This window comes from Desulfosporosinus sp. (assembly GCF_014237355.1).
In the GTDB taxonomy this organism is placed as follows: Bacteria; Bacillota; Desulfitobacteriia; order Desulfitobacteriales; family Desulfitobacteriaceae; genus Desulfosporosinus.
Map to the genome: position 1 here is coordinate 87107 of NZ_JABZFS010000076.1, position 16467 is coordinate 103573.

Genomic DNA, 16467 nt, shown 5'->3' on the forward strand with positions numbered 1-16467 from the left:
ATTAGGGGAGAGTGAACTAGGGAAGGCGACTTTGTTAACCTGATTAGGAAGGAGTATCAAGGAATATGTTGAATCATAAAAGGTAACTGGAAAACTAAGGTTATTTTTAAGGGGAGAAGTTGATTGCGAAAACCGCATGTATGGGTACCGCTATTTTTGCTGATTGGCGGTGTTGCCTGTGGAGCCTGGATTATCTGGAAACCCCAATCCGAAATTCAAGTTCCCTTTTATACTTCACTAAAAGTTCCCACCCTTTCTTGTTCGACAGATAAGGATAGAGATGGCTTAGATGACTTAAAAGATATGGTTGCAGGTGCCAAAGCTGAGGTAAAGAGGAAACCGCAGTATCGAAGTGCCTATTATCAGGGGGGCTATCCGCCCGAGAGTGAAGGGGTCTGTACGGATGTCGTTTGGCGGGCATTCCGGGATGCAGGCTATGACTTAAAGAGTTTAGTCGATCAAGATATTAGTGCTAATATCGAGGAATATTCTCGCGTGGAGGGTAAGCCAGACCCGAATATTGATTTCCGTAGAGTACCAAACCTCATTGTCTTTTTACGTCGAAATGCCCAGGAATTAACTCGTGAAATTATTCCCGGAGATGTGGAGAATCTGACACTCTGGCAGGCTGGGGACATTGTGACGTTTGCTCCCCCTCATGAACACATTGCTATAATATCTGATAAACGTAGACCTGACGGGGTCCCCTATATTCTTCATAACTCAGGACCTACTCCCAGCGAATCGGATCAATTACAGAATTGGCCCTCCCAGATAACGGGTCATTTTCGCTTTCCCTTTAGTCTATAACCTCTTCACTGGCCAACAATCGCTCTAAGATTTCTTGCTTAGGCGTTAGATATAGAGTCCAGTTTTGTTCGTAAATCACCATGCCGGGCTTGGCTGAGTTAGGCTTCTTAAGCTGTTTGACATGAGTATAATCCACGGCGACTTGAGAAGAACCGCGAGCTTGACTGTAATAGATGGCAAGGGCGGCGGCTTCTTCAAGGGTAGTGTCATCCGGGAACTCCTCCCCTTCTTCAAGAGGAATTAGAACGTGTGAACCGGGAATTACTTTGGTATGGAGCCAGAGATCCGTGGGTTTACCTTTGCGCAAGGACAACCAATCATTTTGAGCATTATTTTTCCCAACCAGGATGACTCTGCCTTGGCTGGAACGATAGACTCGGGGTTGAGGAACTTCTTTGGGAGACTTCCTTTTAGGTTTAGAATTTGATTTGGAGCGGCCCTTTTTCGGCTTGAGGGAGTCCTTCTTCAAATGCTTTCCTGCCACATACCCTTGTCCAGCCAATTCAACATGAAGTTCATCGAGCTCTGTAAGGCTGGCCGCTTGATCCAGATTATACCGTAAGGAGTCAAGATAATTTAGTTCTTCAAGGGTGGTTTCCTTTAGCTCCTTTGTTTTGAGCAACGTCGCTTTTGCCTTGTTATAGAGCTTGTAATATCTTTGAGCGTTGTCGATGGCGCTAATATGTGGATTTAGGGGAATAACCACGGCAGAAGCTGAGGCGTCATAATAATCTTCCACTACGGCCTCAGTGGCTCCGGGTGAAATGCGGTAGAGGTTTGCGGTAAGGAGTTCACCCCACCGTTGATATGCAAGACCCTCTTGTGCACTGGATTCGGTTTCTTTATAGATTTTAAGCTTCTTACTACTATGAGTATATTGTTCTTGAACGATCTTTCGTAGAGAGCCTCGTTTCGATTCAAGTGAGTTATTGTTAGATTTTGACTGATAAAAGCCTTGAACTGCGTCGTTTAGTGTGGAAACATAGTTTATCGTTAGCTCTTGATATTGCTGAAAGGGAACAAAGCTGAAGGCTGCGGGTTGGGGGCGGGGGGCCTGATTGTAATAGAGACAGGGTTGTATATCAGGGACACCCTCAGGATTTGAGAGTCTGCGATATGCCTGAAAAAGCCGTGAAAGATCGATATCTCCGCATTGATGGAGGAGGATTTCGGTCTTTAATCCAGCTTGAATGACGATTTCCCGTGCCAATTCAGGGCTGATTCCGGCAAAACGAGCCAGGAGTATGCTAGTGATGGGGTGATCTAAAGATTCCTCGTAAAGGGTCTGGCGCCAAAGCTCTTCGTCCTCTAAAGGAGGCTGTTTGCCCTGAGAAGGAGGAGCGAGGTAGGCTCGTCCAGGCAATACCTCACGATGGTGACTGAGGGCATGTGAATAGCGTTTTAAGCCGTCGAGAATCGTATTTGTCAAGGGATCAACAAGGATTAAGTTGCTATGTTTCCCCATGATTTCTAAGTGAAGATGTAAAGACACTAAATCTCCGCGGTCATTATAATTTTGAAATTCAAACGTCACCACACGTTCAAGGTCACTCTGGTGTATGCCGACAAGTTTACCCCCTTCTAGGTGTTTACGCAAAATCATACAAAACATTGGCGGAGTTGTCGGGTTTTTTTTGTTTTCCTGTGTGAGGTGGAAGCGAGGGGATGTGGCACTGGTACTAAGCAGGAGCCGCCTCGATCCCTGTTGACGTAATTGGAAATGGATTTCGTCTTTTTCGGGTTGAAAAATCTTATCAATACGTGCTCCAATGAGCAGGGGAGCAAGCTCTTTTACTAAATAGGCGAGGGTTACACCGTCTAACGCCATGTAATTACATCCTTTCACTCTGAATCGCTTTTTAGTATAACACACTTGTCCTGTTGAGGCATTTTTCTATACTTCCAGGAATAAGCATGTACTACAAAAGGGACAAAGCCATTTGCGCGATGCGCGATGGGCGATCACGAAAAGGAGGAAAAAGGGCATGCGGCAACAGGCGTGGCATGTGTTGCCTTGGCTTGACGTGGCCAAGGCCTTGGAAGTACATCCAGGTAAAGGGTTAAGTGTTAAAGAGGTTCGGCGTCGGTTACAGGAGGTTGGAAATAATGTCCTTGCGGTAAAAAAAGGGACGCACCCTGTCTTTTTATTCCTAGGACAATTTAAAGATTTTATGGTGCTAGTCTTACTCGCAGCCACGGTAGTCTCGGGACTCTTGGGCGAGATCGCGGATGCCATCACGATCTTAGCAATTCTCATAATCAATGCAATTTTAGGCTTCGTACAGGAATTTCGTGCCGAACGTTCCATGGAATCTCTGCGTTCTTTAACCGCTCCTGAAGCTCGAGTCTTAAGGGAAGGGATGGAACAGAGGATTCCAGCGGCAGATGTTGTGCCGGGAGATATTGTGCTTTTGGATACAGGGGATCGAATTCCGGCGGATGTTCGTTGGATTCAGGCAGTTAATATGCAAGTAGAGGAGTCAGCTCTGACAGGAGAGTCCCATCCTGTCAATAAAAGTATCTCCCCTCTGCATGATGAACTCACCCCTATGGCCGATCGCCAAAATATGGGGTATATGGGGACCTCTATCGTCAATGGCCGAGGAGCGGGGGTTGTAGTTGCTACGGGAATGGATACGGAGATGGGTGTCATCGCTGGTATGATCCAAAGTGTTGAAGACGAAGAAACTCCTTTGCAGAAACGTCTGGCAGAACTGGGCAAGTGGTTGGTTTTAATTAGTTTTCTCGTCTGCGCGGCAGTCGTGGTAGTTGGGGTTCTCAGGGGCGAGGACTTTTACAAGATGTTCTTTACAGGAGTGTCCTTAGCAGTAGCGGCAATTCCAGAAGGACTTCCGGCTATTGTCACCGTGGCTTTGGCAGTAGGGGTACAACGAATGGTCAAACGGCAAGCAATCATAAGGAAACTTCCTGCTGTAGAAACCTTGGGTTGTGCGACGGTGATCTGCTCAGATAAGACTGGGACATTAACTCAAAATGAAATGACCGTCCGCCAAATATACTCAGATGGACGAAGGATTTCAGTTTCCGGAGAAGGGTATGATCCCAAAGGAGAATTCAATGGCGCCGATCCGGAGAAAGAGCGTGATCCTCTGAACGCAGCGCTAAAGATTGCTGCACTTTGCAACAACTCTACCTTGACTAAGAAAGGGGTGCAAGTGTCTGGGCTCTTTCGTTCAAAAGGAAAAGATGCTCCCTGGGGCATTGAGGGAGATCCCACAGAGGGAGCCATATTGGTGGCTGCAGCGAAGGCTGGGATATGGCGTGAAGTTCTGGAACGAAAGCAAACCCGAATCGGCGAGCTGCCCTTTGATTCCGACCGTAAACGAATGAGTGTTGTCTATGAAACAAAACAAGGTCGTAGGGCTTATGTCAAAGGTGCCCCAGACATGGTACTTCGGCTATGCCAGCACGAGTTAACCCGTCAAGGGGTTGTAGAACTGTCCAATGAACGTAAGAAAAGCATTATGCGAGCCAATGATGAGATGGCTATGCATGCTCTACGAGTTCTGGCAGTTGCCGAAAGACCGTTGTCTGATTCCGAGCCCCTCGATGAAAATGTGGAGCAAGGGTTGACCTTCGTCGGATTGTTAGGAATGATTGATCCACCACGAGTGAGTGCGGTCAAAGCGATCAGAGTTTGTCGGCAAGCTGGTATTAAACCAGTTATGATCACTGGGGATCATCGTTTAACTGCCGAAGCGGTAGCCCATGAATTAGGAATCCTACAAGGCAGGGACAGGGGAGTTATTACAGGAACAGAATTAGAGCGTACATCAGACCAGGAATTAAGCGAGAAGATCATGGATGTTTCAGTTTTTGCTCGAGTGACACCCAAGGATAAACTTCGAATTGTACGTGCTTATAAAAAGCGTGGTCAAGTCGTTGCCATGACTGGGGACGGAGTTAACGATGCCCCCGCCGTTAAAGAAGCAGATATTGGGGTTGCCATGGGTAAAACCGGGACAGATGTAACTAAAGAAGCCTCATCGATGGTTTTGGGAGATGATAACTTTGCAACCATCGTAGCCGCAGTGGAAGAGGGCCGGGGGATTTACGACAATATTCGAAAATTTATCCGTTACTTACTTTCCTGTAATCTTGGAGAAGTCTTAACAATGTTTTTGGCGACACTTGTGGGCTTACCACTCCCCTTACTTCCTATTCAGATTTTATGGGTTAATCTTGTTACTGATGGATTGCCTGCCATGGCCTTAGGAGTGGATGGTGCAGAACCGGGCATAATGAGTCGTCCGCCCAGAAAACCGGGGGAGAGCATTTTTGCACGGGGATTGGCTTCAAAAATTGCAGTTCGAGGGACTTTTATCGGATTAGGTACGCTCTTTGTCTTCGTTGCCGCTCTTTTTATGGGAGTTAATATGCTGGGCGCCCGCACCATGGCCTTCACGACTCTAGTGTTTTCCCAATTGTTCCATGTCTTCGACTGCCGATCTGAAGAACGAGGTATCTTCGAAGTGGGTCTTCTCACCAACGTCTATTTAGTGGGGGCAGTCCTAGTCTCAACCGTGATGCAGCTCTGTGTAATATATCTAACTCCTTTACAAGCGATCTTTAAGACGGCACCCTTAGTAGGTTGGCAATGGATTCTTATTCTGTGCGTAGCAGGTGGTCCGTCAATTTTGATCGGTTTTGCTCGGCTCTTGAAAAACAGCTGGCAAGGAAAGACGGTCATTGCCAAGGGGTAAATGCGAGGTTCGTAGTTCGTAGTTCGTAGTTCGATATTGGAGTTAAAATCAGTGGTAGTTAGTAATCAGATCGCCTTTACGAATTGGTAGACCATTATAGTATAACGGCTTCATATGGTAGAGTCCTCAAAATATATTCTTGGGTCAACCGAGTTCAATCGGTTGACCCATTTTAATTAGCGTAGTATTCTTTTAGGGAGATATTGCGTAGGATATAAAGACTTAAGGTGAAGTTTTACTTCGTTTCCCTTGGTTTAAAATCATCCAGGGGTATAGGTAGATATTCAATATATAGCTTTCGAATAACGAATATCGAACATCGAACATCGATTAGGGGGGGCAGGGATGAAATTTATTAAAATGCACGGTTTGGGTAATGATTTTGTTTTTATAGATCATTTTTCCGGTTCGGATGTAGACGTGGATTATCCTGAGTTAGCCAAGAAACTCTGCCATCGTCAATTTGGAATTGGAGGGGACGGATTAGTCGTTGTATTACCTTCAAACGTCGCTGATGCCCGAATGCGTATCTTTAATTCTGATGGTTCAGAACCGGAAATGTGCGGTAATGGCATACGCTGTTTTGCACGTTATGTTTATGATCAAGGACTTTTAATTTCTGATCCGATGCTTATAGAGACTGGAGCAGGTATCTTAAAGCTTAATCTATATATCAAAGAAGGCCAAGTTCAAGGGGTACAGGTGGATATGGGTGAGCCTATTTTACGCGCAGAACTCATTCCCGTTCTAGGAGAAGGGGAACCAGTTGTAGGGCAGTCTATGGAAGTGTTAGGCCAAACCTACTTATATACGGCTGTTTCCATGGGAAATCCACATTGTGTTATCTTTGTAGAGGATTTTTCCACACTGGATTTTGATCGCTTAGGTCCGGCAATTGAAAAACACTCCCTCTTTCCACGTAAAACCAATGTTGAGTTTATTCAGATCAACTCTCCCCAGGAAATAACCATGAAAGTTTGGGAGAGGGGGGCTGGTCCAACCTTAGCCTGCGGGACCGGTGCTTGCGCTTCTGCGGTCGCTGCTGTACTTAACAATAAGACTGAGCGTGCTGTGACAGTTCATCTGCCTGGGGGAGACTTGTTTATTGAATGGGGATCAGATAACCATGTCTATATGACGGGACCAGCCACTTATGCGTTTAAAGGGGAATGGTTGGAGGCAAAGGAATAACCCGATCATATCTCCTTTAGTGAGGGGTATAGTTCAGGGGCTGCCCGTCGGCAACCCCTAAACCTTATTCACTATACAATTTCTACAAAGTCATTATTTTTTAGATAGGCAGCGTTCGCTTCATCGATATCGATATGCATTTCGAGTTTGTATTGATCACTAACCCGGATGAGCATTTCATTAAAGACTAAGCTTCGATTTCCGGGTGCTTTGACATTAATTCTGTCTTTATCTTTTACACCGAATCGAGCCGCATCCTCAGGATGCATGTGAATGTGTCGAGCTGCAATAATCGTACCCTCGGGTAGAGTAGTCGATCCTAATGGGCCCACCAAAGTAAGACTCGCTGATTTCGCTAGCTCACCAGAATCTCTTATGGGAGCTTTCACTCCAAGTTTTATCCCATCTGATATAGAGATTTCGACTTGAGTCTTAGGGCGAGCTGGCCCGAGAATACGGACCTTTTCGATGACACCTTTTGGTCCCACGAGAGTTACCTGTTCTTCATAGGCAAACTGCCCAGGTTGGGACAAATTCTTTAAAACTTTAAACCGATGGTTGGCACCAAATAGCCTGTCCATATCCTCTTGTGAAAGATGAACATGACGATTCGATATTGCTACCGGAATTTTGCTCACTCCGAAGTTATGACATAGATGTTTTGCGACTGCTTCAGTGATCAAGGCAAGGAGCTGATTTTGATCCAATTACATTCCCACCTTTAAATGTTGCAAAGATTAACAAAGTTGTAGCTGTTTGAGGACTTGTTTGACAACGTCAGCAAGGTCATCAGATTTTAGATCACAGGAACTTATATTATTCTTAACGGGAGAGGGCGATGAACAGCTAGCATTTTTTGAATTGCAAGCTGTTTTTTTAATTCCATAGGTTAAGCTTTTGACATTGATTAGATGCTGGGGTCCTAAGTTTTCAGAGATGCTGCTCCCACCCCAAGTCCCGCAACCTAGAGTTAAGGAGGGCAATAATCCTGTAGTAGATCCGATACCTCCAAGGGCGGAAGGGGTATTAACTAAAATACGATTGACGGGCTTCTTAAGGAACTCTCGGATGATTTGATCATCCTGGCAATGGATGGAGAAAGAGTGCCCGATGCCACCTAGTTTTAAGAGCTCAATACTGAGGAGACAGGCATCATGCCAATCATTGACAGTATAGAAACCTAAAACAGTGGTTAGTTTCTCATAGGATAGTGGATATCCCGGTCCATATCCATCAAGAGGAGCGATTAAAACTTTAATATCTGTTGGGACGCTGAATCCGGCTTTGCGGGCAATCGTTTGTGGAGTTTGTCCGACTAAAGCAGGAAACATCCCTCCTTTAGGATTTATCACGACGCTACTAACTTTTTTAACCTCTTCTGGAGAAAGGAAATAGGCGCCTTGACACTTTAATTCTGCAATGATCTCGTCTTTTACGGGCATATCTGCGATAATTGCTTGCTCTGAAGCACAAATCATCCCATTGTCAAAGGATTTACTGGTGATAATGTCACAAACGGCTTGTTTGATATCTGCACTCCGTTCGATAAATACGGGGACATTACCGGGTCCTACTCCGAAGGCTGGCTTACCAGCGCTATAGGCAGCTTTCACCATCGCTGACCCCCCGGTGGCAATAATGACGGAAACATCGTTATGATGCATGAGTTCCTCTGTTGCCTTCATGGATAATTTGGAGAGACACCCTACGACTCCATCTGGGGCTCCGGCTTTTACCGCAGCATCATTGACAAGCTGGGCAGCGGCAAGACTGCATTTACCTGCGGTGGGATGGGGGGAGAAAACGATGGAATTGCCCCCTTTGAGCGCACAGATTGCATTATGAATAACTGTTGAGGTCGGGTTCGTGGTTGGAGTAATGCCCATGATTACTCCAACAGGAACGGCGGCTTTGATGACCTTTAACTCAGGATCTTCGCTGATGATACCGACCGTTTGGATATCCTTAATTGCCTCATAGACTTCCTTTGAGGCAAAAAGATTTTTGGTGATTTTATCCTCAACGATTCCGTAATTTGTTTCTTCAACGGCCATCAGCGCAAGGGACTCCGCGTTTTCTTCGACTGCTTTCACGATAGAGACTAAAATGTTATCAATTTCTTGTTTGCTAAAACTAGCTAAAGACTGTTGAGCTTCCTTAGCTTTTTTAACTAAATCTCGGGCATCTTGAATAGAGGCTAAATCATAATCTAAACCCACTTAGGATCATTCCTTTCGAGTAATTCGAAGATGATGACGGTTTCTGTGTACTTATGTGTTTCTCTTTTTGGCACGCGAACTTCTACTTACTTTTTTTCTGGTTGTCCGCCTTCCTTTGGAAGGATTATTTCGACATCGGTATGAGGTCTGGGGATAACATGGACTGATTTTAATTCGCCAACACGCTCAGCAGCAGCAGCGCCAGCATCAGTAGCTGCTTTAACGGCTCCAACATCTCCCCGAACCATGACGGTCACTAAACCGCCACCTACGAGAGTTTTACCAATTAAACGTACATTAGCCGCCTTTACCATAGCGTCACATGCTTCTATAGCACCAATTAGACCTTTTGTTTCAATCATTCCTAATGCATCTTGTTGCATAATTTCATCCTCCATTAAAATTAATAAAAATTAAAAATGTCACTTATTCAGTAAGAATCGTTTCAACATCAGTATGTGGTCTTGGAATAACATGGATGGAAACCAATTCGCCAACGCGATTGGCAGCAGCAGCGCCAGCATCAGTAGCCGCTTTAACGGCGCCAACATCTCCCCGGACCATGACAGTGACTAAACCGCTACCCACAAGAGTTTTGCCAATCAAACGAACATTAGCCGCCTTAACCATGGCATCAGCTGCTTCTATAGCACTAGTTAGACCCTTTGTTTCAATCATTCCTAAGGCATCTTGTTGCATTTGAATATCCTCCTACTTCTTGCTTTCGTTGGGAAGAACCTTTTCTACATCGGTGTGAGGTCTTGGAATAACATGGACGGAAACCAATTCGCCAACACGCTCAGCAGCAGCAGCACCAGCATCAGTAGCTGCTTTAACGGCGCCAACATCTCCCCGGACCATGACGGCGACTAAGCCTCCACCGACGAGGGTTTTTCCAATTAAAGTTACGTTAGCCGCTTTAACCATAGCATCCGACGCCTCGATTGCGCCGATAAGACCTTTAGTTTCAATCATTCCTAAGGCATTATTCATTAATAGTTCCTCCTTGAAATATATTTTTTACCTATTCAAAGATGAGGCATAGAAGAATCTGACGTTGTTAGACGTTGAGAAGGTGACTTTGGTGTTTGCAGGGATGAAAAATGTATCCCCCGGTTTACCGATATACGTCTTGCCGTTCACGTTACATTTCAAGGTACCATCGATAATATAATTGAGCTCATCGTGTTTGATTAGAGTAGAATAGCTTGTCGCTTCAAGCGATATAAAGCCTGCCGAGAAATTTGAACTTTCCCTTGAGTTAAATAGCTCTTTAATTTTTACCTTGTCTTGGGGATTACCAGTGTCATAGTTTTCTAATACGACACTGTCTCCTTTGGCCAGCCTTAGTCCACAGGGGTCGACTTCTTTAATAAGTTGAGAAGGCTGTTTTGATAGGTTAAGACAGGCCATCACTTCCCCGACGATTTTGGCCACGAGATTTGGGTCGAGACCAGAAGAAGGTAATGCTATAGGATTACAAGGAGTATTTATTTCGTCCTGCACCGGCTCAGGCGCAGAACCCACGATGATCTGGATGCCTAGGTCCTGGGCTGTATCTGTTGCTGACGGAGTGATGATACTGTCCGCTTGGATATAAAAAGTGGTTTCATGGTTTTCAGCCACCTTTTTCACGTCAGTTGCTGTAATTAAAGTTTTCATTAGTATGTCACCTCCTTACCCTTGGACCAAAAGTGCAAAAGATTAGCAGAGACATTGCTTTAAGTTATAGTGGGGGGAAGGAATAACGACTTTTTCGATGAGCATTCCACGGTCTGATGCCAAGACGACTCCGGCTTCAACGGATGAGGTTACTGAGGAAACGTCCCCTGTGAGTGTAACAAATGATTTTCCGCCAATCCCCATGCCGATCCGGATCTCGATCAAATCAACTTGACCCGCTTTAGCTGCAGTATCGGCAGCGACTATTAAAGAGGAGATGGAGAACGTTTCGATGATTCCTAAAGCCTTGATCTCATTCACTTCGGAAGCTGAAGATATGGCCTTAATGACATGTGGGTGTACATTGGGGAGGATAAAATCATCGATGGCCGCAGTGGCCCCGATACTCTTACCTGCATCCACTGAACTTTGGACTGCAGCGACATCGCCGCTGATCATGACGATATATTTTCCGGGACAAACAGGCTTTGCTTCTAGAAGTTCGACTTGAGCCGCTTTGAGCATCGCGTCGGCAGCTTCTATTCCTTTGGCTATGCTATTAAGTTCTACTAACCCAATGGCCTCCATCTTTATTTGTCACTCCCTTCCATCAAGGAGATTACTATGCTATCTGTTATATCCTTGATAACTCCACTGATACTGGCATGAATATTAGCGCCTAAGGCTTTGTCAGGGGTCACCGCAATTAGATCTCCTTTTTGTACCTGCTGTCCTACCTGTACGATTGGTTGACTTGGAGCCCCAACATGTTGACGTAGCTTGATCTCGACACGACTCACTGGGAACTCTTCTTCGTTTAGAGGAGCACTCACGTCATAGTTTTTTAATCCCAGTCGAGAGATCAGACGTTTTACAGGAACTTTCCGATGCATTTGCATTGGATTGGCAATTTGGTCAGCAGGAGGTCCATCCGGTTTAATTCCCATCTTAGACAATTCTTTTTTGATCATGGAGTTTACCGCTCTGGGCGAGAGGCCCATAATGCAGGCGTATTGCTCACAGACTCCGCACTCAGAACACGCTAAGGCCATTTTCATCGTTTCTTCCTGCCCTTGAAGGTGTTTGATGGTTCGCATGATTTTGTGGGGCTCAAGATGATGTCCTAATAAGTAGCGCGGACACAAATCGGTGCAATATCGGCATTGAATGCAGCTGACCTGAGCTTGTTTAGCGATCTTTTCAAAGGCTAACGTTCTTTTCTTGATGAGTGGGTGATTTATGGATAAGACGATTAAGCCTTTGGTCGTCTTCGTAATGGGTTGGTTTAAATCTTCGATGATCTTTCCCATCATAGGGCCGCCTTCGATAACTTTCATACCCTCTAAGTCGGTCTGTCCGGCAATCTTTAAGGCTTCTATGACTGACGTTCCAATCGGTAGTCTTAAAGTAATAGGTTGAGGTACTTCGCCGGTAATGGTGAGATAGGTATCGGTTACCGGCTTGCCTTCTACGGCAGTGGCTATATTGATGAGAGTTTCTACGTTACTTACCACACAATCGACCTTAAGGGGGATTCCACCTTGAGGTACAATTCGGCCTGTAGATTCATAGACGGTGAGATGCTCATCTCCTGCCGGATAAAAGTCACCTAGTATATTAATGCGGATGGGTTTTCCGACAATCTCCTTTTCTAACGAAGCTATGGCACGTTTATACTTGCTTTTTAGGGCTATGATGCCTTCGGTTGCCCCAGTTGCTTTCATGACGGTCTCTAATCCTCTGACCATTTTATCCGCTTTAACATCCATCAGTTGTTGATCCACTCGCAGAAGGGGCTCACACTCTGCGCCATTGACAACTACGGATTGAGCATAGGAAGCTACTTTGACATGAGTTGGAAATCCCGCGCCCCCAGCACCAACTACTCCAGCTTCTTTGATTTTTTGAATTAATTGTTCACGCATGATTAGGCACCCCATTAGATTTATCTTTCTCCTCATCAATGATCCCAATGATGATGGAATCAATAGGAGAATCATTTAGGTGATCCATATTCCTAGCTGAACTACCTTCAGTGATTAGCACTTTATCGCCATTGCCTGCCCCGATGATGTCTGCTGCAACGATTAATTTTCCTCCCTCACCGTTCGGTTTATCCAAGAGCTGCACAATCATTAACTTCACTCCGATGAGGGAGTCTGCCTTTCGTGTTGCCCAGACACTGTTGATGACTCTTCCAATTTTCATTCATACACCTTCTTTGCGCCAAGTGCTATTCCTAAAGGAGTAACTAAAAGGGGATTTTTAGGTTTTATGACAGCTAGGCCTAGTTCGGTTTCGATGATTTTATCAATGTTGGTAAAACAACTTGTCCCGCCGACTAAATATACCTTCTGGACATTACGGTCTTGAATATGACTTTTTATGATACTTGCCACTTTTTGTATCACAGGTTTAATGGCCGGCAAGAGTTCGGAATGTTTGGTCTGGTCTAACTTGAGTTTTTCGACTTCTTCAAAGGGCAGTTTACGAGCGCCTGATATCACTAAGCTGAAGTGTGTTCCTCCGGTGGGTTCGTCTGCAACATAGGTTACTTTGCCATCCTTTAAGATGGCAATACCTGTCGTGCCTCCTCCGATGTCTACAACTGCGCCATTGGTAGCTTTCAGGACATTATTCGCAGCAGTAGGCTCATCGAGAGTAGTGACAACTTCAAATCCGGCAGCTTCAGCAACATAGGAGATTGCTTTTTGATCTCCTTTTGAAGTGCCAGGGGGATAGGCTACCCCGGCAGTTAAAAGCTCAACTCCCAGATCGTCTTCAATTTTTGCTTTAAGCTCTCTTACTATATCCACAGCTCCGATGTAATCGACCACGAGACCATCTTTGACAACCTGTGCAAAGCGCATGGCTCCAGCTATAGGATTACCCTCTTCATCAACGACTGCCAGAACAATGTAAGCCGTGCCCAGATCTACACCTGTATATAGCTTCTTTTTCTGCTCAAAACGTTGGGGATGATCAATTTTCTCTTTAAATTCTTGGATAATTTGGTTAGCATATTCTAAATTAGTCATTTTATATCTCCTAGCGGCTGGCTAGCGTTCCCTTTTGAGCGAGTTCTTTAATCACGCTCTCGATAATGCTCTGTATTTCGATACTATTTGGAGAAGAATTTATAGCGTTTTTAGTATTTACGGTATTTACAGTCGTAGGAGTCGCTATTTCGGGCAAGTTTAAAACCTTCGCGGCATTCTTGTACATCACTTTTTCAAGAACCTCCGGTTTGAAAGGAAGCTTTTCGTAGTTTTTTAACGCTACTTTAAAGTCCACAAAAGGATGGGCACTTGCATAGAGAACTTTATCGCTGATAATTGTATTGGCTGCTTGAATATAGGCTTCTGATTGGGGGAAGAATTCATATTCAGATAATTCGAGGTACACATTGGCATTGCGTTGAGCAATCATAATCATTTCATTGACCCAAGGATATCCGCCGTGACTGATAATGATTTTTAACTCGGGGAAATCTCTGGCGACAAAGTCGATATACCGAGGGGCGACATGGTCGATTACTGCATTCGGTACTAAAGTCCCTGGGCCCGTAGCAATAACTAACGGGATATTTAATTCGCAGCATTTAGAAAAGATGGGGTAGTATTTCGCGTCGTTCGCATAAATCTGGGCGAGGTAAGGATCGATCGCAGCTCCTTTTAACCCGTGTTCATTGACAGCGGTTTTAATTTCTTCAATGGCACGCATTCCCTTATGAGGATCGAGTCCAGCGAAACCGATAAATTTATTGGGGAATTTACGAACGAACTCGATCACGCTTTGGTTATTTGATTTTGAACCATAGGTTGTTTCGCAATCCCGACCCGTGACGACAGCTTTTACAACATTATACTTATCCAGTTCTTGAACAACTTCTTCGACGGTTTGGGGTAACATCTTGGAAAAATCGATTGAGGAACAAAGACCTTTAAACATTTTGCTATTGGCAATTCCTGATAAAGTGTCTTCAGTGTTTGGTCTAAATCTAAAATCAATTATGTTCATGATATCCTCCTCTTTTTTTTGTCAAAACCTGACTCAAAAACAGTTGCAAGATTTGTACCAACATAAAAAATACTAATAGTATGATATTTTTTGTCGAATTATGATACAGTTGTTGTAGACTTGCAACTCAATTGATACGTTTTGGGGTCAAAAGGGACTGAGGTTTGTGAAAGATTTAGCGATGTTGCAGATATGCAACCCGTTGTAATGGTGCAACACTTGGGGAATGGAGGTCTCGTAGTGGGTATATTTTCAGAAACGCTCGATACGGAGAAAATTCATGAGGGGATTCTAGACGTTTTTAGTGATGGTATCTATATCACGGATGCTAAGGGGAAGACTCTAGCGGTCAATCAAATGTACGAAAAGCTTACGGGGTTAAAAAGAGAAGAAATTATGGGTGAGTTAGTCACGGATTTGCGTAACCAGGGGAGTTTCGATGTGGTATTAAACCCAGAGATTGTAAGTACAGGTCGAAAGAAAAGTTCAGTTCAAGTGACTAAAGAAGGAAGACGCGTGATCTTAAATGGTTGTCCCGTATTTAATGAATCGGGTAAGGTTGTTTTAGTCGTAACGTTTGTCAGGGATATCACATTACTTTCTCAACTACAGAACCAAATTGCGAATCAGAAAGAAGTAATCGATAAATTTCATGAAGCCCAAAGTTTAGATAACAAAATGAAACAAGGCCTGTTCGTCTTTGAAAGTCGAGAAATAGTTAACTTGAATAATACGTTAGATAAGGTGGCTAAGACCGATGCAACGGTATTGCTGATGGGTGAAACTGGTGTGGGTAAGGATGTTTTCTCTAGACGCATTCACGAACGAAGCCTGAGGCATAATGAACCCTTCTTTAAAGTGGACTGTTCGACGATTCCGGAAAGTCTTATTGAATCTGAACTTTTTGGATATGAATCGGGAGCTTTTTCGGGAGCTAATACGAAAGGTAAACCGGGGCTCTTCGAAATGGCAGATAAGGGAACCCTATTCTTAGATGAGATTGGGGAGCTCCCCCTTATGATGCAGTCCAAATTACTTCGAGCCCTACAAGATCAGGAATTGATCCGTGTGGGGTCAACAAAGGTAAGAAAATTTAATGTTCGTTTTATTGCGGCAACCAACAGAGATCTAGAAGAAGAGGTTAAAAATGGCCGTTTTCGAAGTGATTTATTTTATAGGCTTCGGGTTGCTGTTCTACAGATACCTCCTTTAAGGGAAAGGCAAGGGGATGTTCTGCCATTGGCCTCTTTCTTTCTTGAAAAATATAATGCGAAATACAGAAAAGATGTAACTTTCACAAAAGAAGTTTGCAAGGCTTTTCAAAATTATAAGTGGCCGGGTAATGTAAGGGAGATGGATAATTTTATTCAAAGTCTCGTTGTTACTCGTGATAGAGAGATTCTCGATGTTTCAGATTTGCCCCATTATATGCTCTGTGACGAGGTCCCCATGGATCGAACGAGTATCTGTGATGAAAATAAATCATTAGATGAGTTAATGTGTGATTACGAAAAAAACTTACTCATGCAAGCGCTTGAAGTTAACGGATCAGTTGCGAAAGTGGCTAAATTATTCAAAGTTGATCGCACAACCATATTTAGAAAGGCTAAAAAACACTCACTCTTATAACCCTACGTTGCAAAACGGAAACGGGTGTTGCTTGATCGCAACACCCGTTAACTATTGAAAAATGGTATAACTATCATTAGTTTTAACAATAAGTTGCAGATTTGCACGAAAGCTTACGAAATACCTCACTAAATCTACTATCTTGGAGCTATTTTGCGGTTGGCACGGCTTTTGCAATAACAATATCACAATTATTCGCACTGTTTATCTAT

The 16467-nt window shown here is 44.2% G+C and carries 16 protein-coding genes; 4 read left to right on the forward strand and 12 right to left on the reverse strand.

All coding sequences use genetic code 11. The annotated features are described in order from the left end of the window. Window positions 1-123: 123 nt before the first annotated feature. Window positions 124-810, forward strand: a complete 687-nt coding sequence (locus HGJ98_RS17160) for a DUF1287 domain-containing protein (RefSeq protein ID WP_291352913.1) — start codon at window positions 124-126, stop codon at window positions 808-810. Here the strand turns inward: HGJ98_RS17160 and HGJ98_RS17165 are convergent. Then, a complete protein-coding gene (locus HGJ98_RS17165; protein ID WP_291352914.1) occupies window positions 800-2638 on the reverse strand; it encodes an NFACT RNA binding domain-containing protein in 1839 nt (612 codons plus the stop codon). The two genes, HGJ98_RS17160 and HGJ98_RS17165, sit on opposite strands and share 11 nt — an antisense overlap. Window positions 2639-2795: 157 nt before the next feature. Between HGJ98_RS17165 and HGJ98_RS17170 the strand changes: the two genes are divergently transcribed. Together HGJ98_RS17170 and dapF are read left to right on the forward strand one after the other, a co-directional pair. Beyond that, window positions 2796-5534 carry a calcium-transporting P-type ATPase, PMR1-type gene (locus tag HGJ98_RS17170; protein ID WP_291352915.1) on the forward strand — a complete coding sequence of 913 codons (2739 nt, stop codon included), beginning with the start codon at window positions 2796-2798 and terminating at the stop codon, window positions 5532-5534. A gap of 345 nt (window positions 5535-5879) precedes the next feature. Further along, window positions 5880-6725: a diaminopimelate epimerase gene (gene dapF / locus HGJ98_RS17175; RefSeq protein ID WP_291352916.1), complete on the forward strand. Its 846-nt coding sequence runs from the start codon at window positions 5880-5882 to the stop codon at window positions 6723-6725. 71 nt (window positions 6726-6796) lie between these two features. On the opposite strand, the gene HGJ98_RS17180 is transcribed toward dapF, so the two are convergent. From HGJ98_RS17180 to HGJ98_RS17230, 11 genes are all read right to left on the reverse strand, one after another. Then, the gene (locus HGJ98_RS17180; protein ID WP_291352917.1) at window positions 6797-7432 is read right to left on the reverse strand and encodes a phosphate propanoyltransferase; all 636 of its coding nucleotides are present in this window, start codon (window positions 7430-7432) and stop codon (window positions 6797-6799) included. Between the two features lie 30 nt (window positions 7433-7462). Continuing rightward, complete coding sequence (locus HGJ98_RS17185; protein WP_291352918.1) at window positions 7463-8944, reverse strand: acetaldehyde dehydrogenase (acetylating); 1482 nt, start codon at window positions 8942-8944, stop codon at window positions 7463-7465. Window positions 8945-9030: 86 nt separating this feature from the next. Continuing rightward, window positions 9031-9327: a BMC domain-containing protein gene (locus HGJ98_RS17190; RefSeq protein WP_291352919.1), complete on the reverse strand. Its 297-nt coding sequence runs from the start codon at window positions 9325-9327 to the stop codon at window positions 9031-9033. Window positions 9328-9370: 43 nt separating this feature from the next. Next, window positions 9371-9643, reverse strand: coding sequence for a BMC domain-containing protein (locus HGJ98_RS17195; protein WP_291352920.1), 273 nt, complete (start codon window positions 9641-9643; stop codon window positions 9371-9373). A 12-nt stretch (window positions 9644-9655) separates the two neighbouring features. Beyond that, window positions 9656-9937: an ethanolamine utilization microcompartment protein EutM gene (gene eutM, locus HGJ98_RS17200; protein WP_291352921.1), complete on the reverse strand. Its 282-nt coding sequence runs from the start codon at window positions 9935-9937 to the stop codon at window positions 9656-9658. 27 nt (window positions 9938-9964) lie between these two features. Beyond that, window positions 9965-10606, reverse strand: a complete 642-nt coding sequence (locus tag HGJ98_RS17205) for a cupin domain-containing protein (protein WP_291352922.1) — start codon at window positions 10604-10606, stop codon at window positions 9965-9967. A gap of 42 nt (window positions 10607-10648) precedes the next feature. Further along, window positions 10649-11194 carry a BMC domain-containing protein gene (locus HGJ98_RS17210; RefSeq protein WP_291352923.1) on the reverse strand — a complete coding sequence of 182 codons (546 nt, stop codon included), beginning with the start codon at window positions 11192-11194 and terminating at the stop codon, window positions 10649-10651. 2 nt (window positions 11195-11196) lie between these two features. Continuing rightward, the gene (locus HGJ98_RS17215) at window positions 11197-12531 is read right to left on the reverse strand and encodes a 4Fe-4S dicluster domain-containing protein (RefSeq protein WP_291352924.1); all 1335 of its coding nucleotides are present in this window, start codon (window positions 12529-12531) and stop codon (window positions 11197-11199) included. After that, on the reverse strand, window positions 12524-12814 hold the full coding sequence (locus HGJ98_RS17220; RefSeq protein WP_291352925.1) for a EutN/CcmL family microcompartment protein: 291 nt from the start codon (window positions 12812-12814) through the stop codon (window positions 12524-12526). The genes HGJ98_RS17215 and HGJ98_RS17220 overlap by 8 nt, the downstream gene beginning before the upstream one ends. Then, window positions 12811-13644 carry an ethanolamine utilization protein EutJ gene (eutJ, locus tag HGJ98_RS17225; protein ID WP_291352926.1) on the reverse strand — a complete coding sequence of 278 codons (834 nt, stop codon included), beginning with the start codon at window positions 13642-13644 and terminating at the stop codon, window positions 12811-12813. Before eutJ ends, HGJ98_RS17220 begins: the two co-directional genes overlap by 4 nt. Before the next feature lie 10 nt (window positions 13645-13654). Beyond that, window positions 13655-14626 (reverse strand): amidohydrolase family protein, encoded by a 972-nt coding sequence (locus HGJ98_RS17230; protein ID WP_291352927.1) that lies wholly within the window; start codon window positions 14624-14626, stop codon window positions 13655-13657. A gap of 240 nt (window positions 14627-14866) precedes the next feature. On the opposite strand from HGJ98_RS17230, the gene HGJ98_RS17235 reads away from it, so the two are divergent. Next, window positions 14867-16255, forward strand: coding sequence for a sigma 54-interacting transcriptional regulator (locus HGJ98_RS17235; protein WP_291352928.1), 1389 nt, complete (start codon window positions 14867-14869; stop codon window positions 16253-16255). Window positions 16256-16467: the final 212 nt, after the last annotated feature.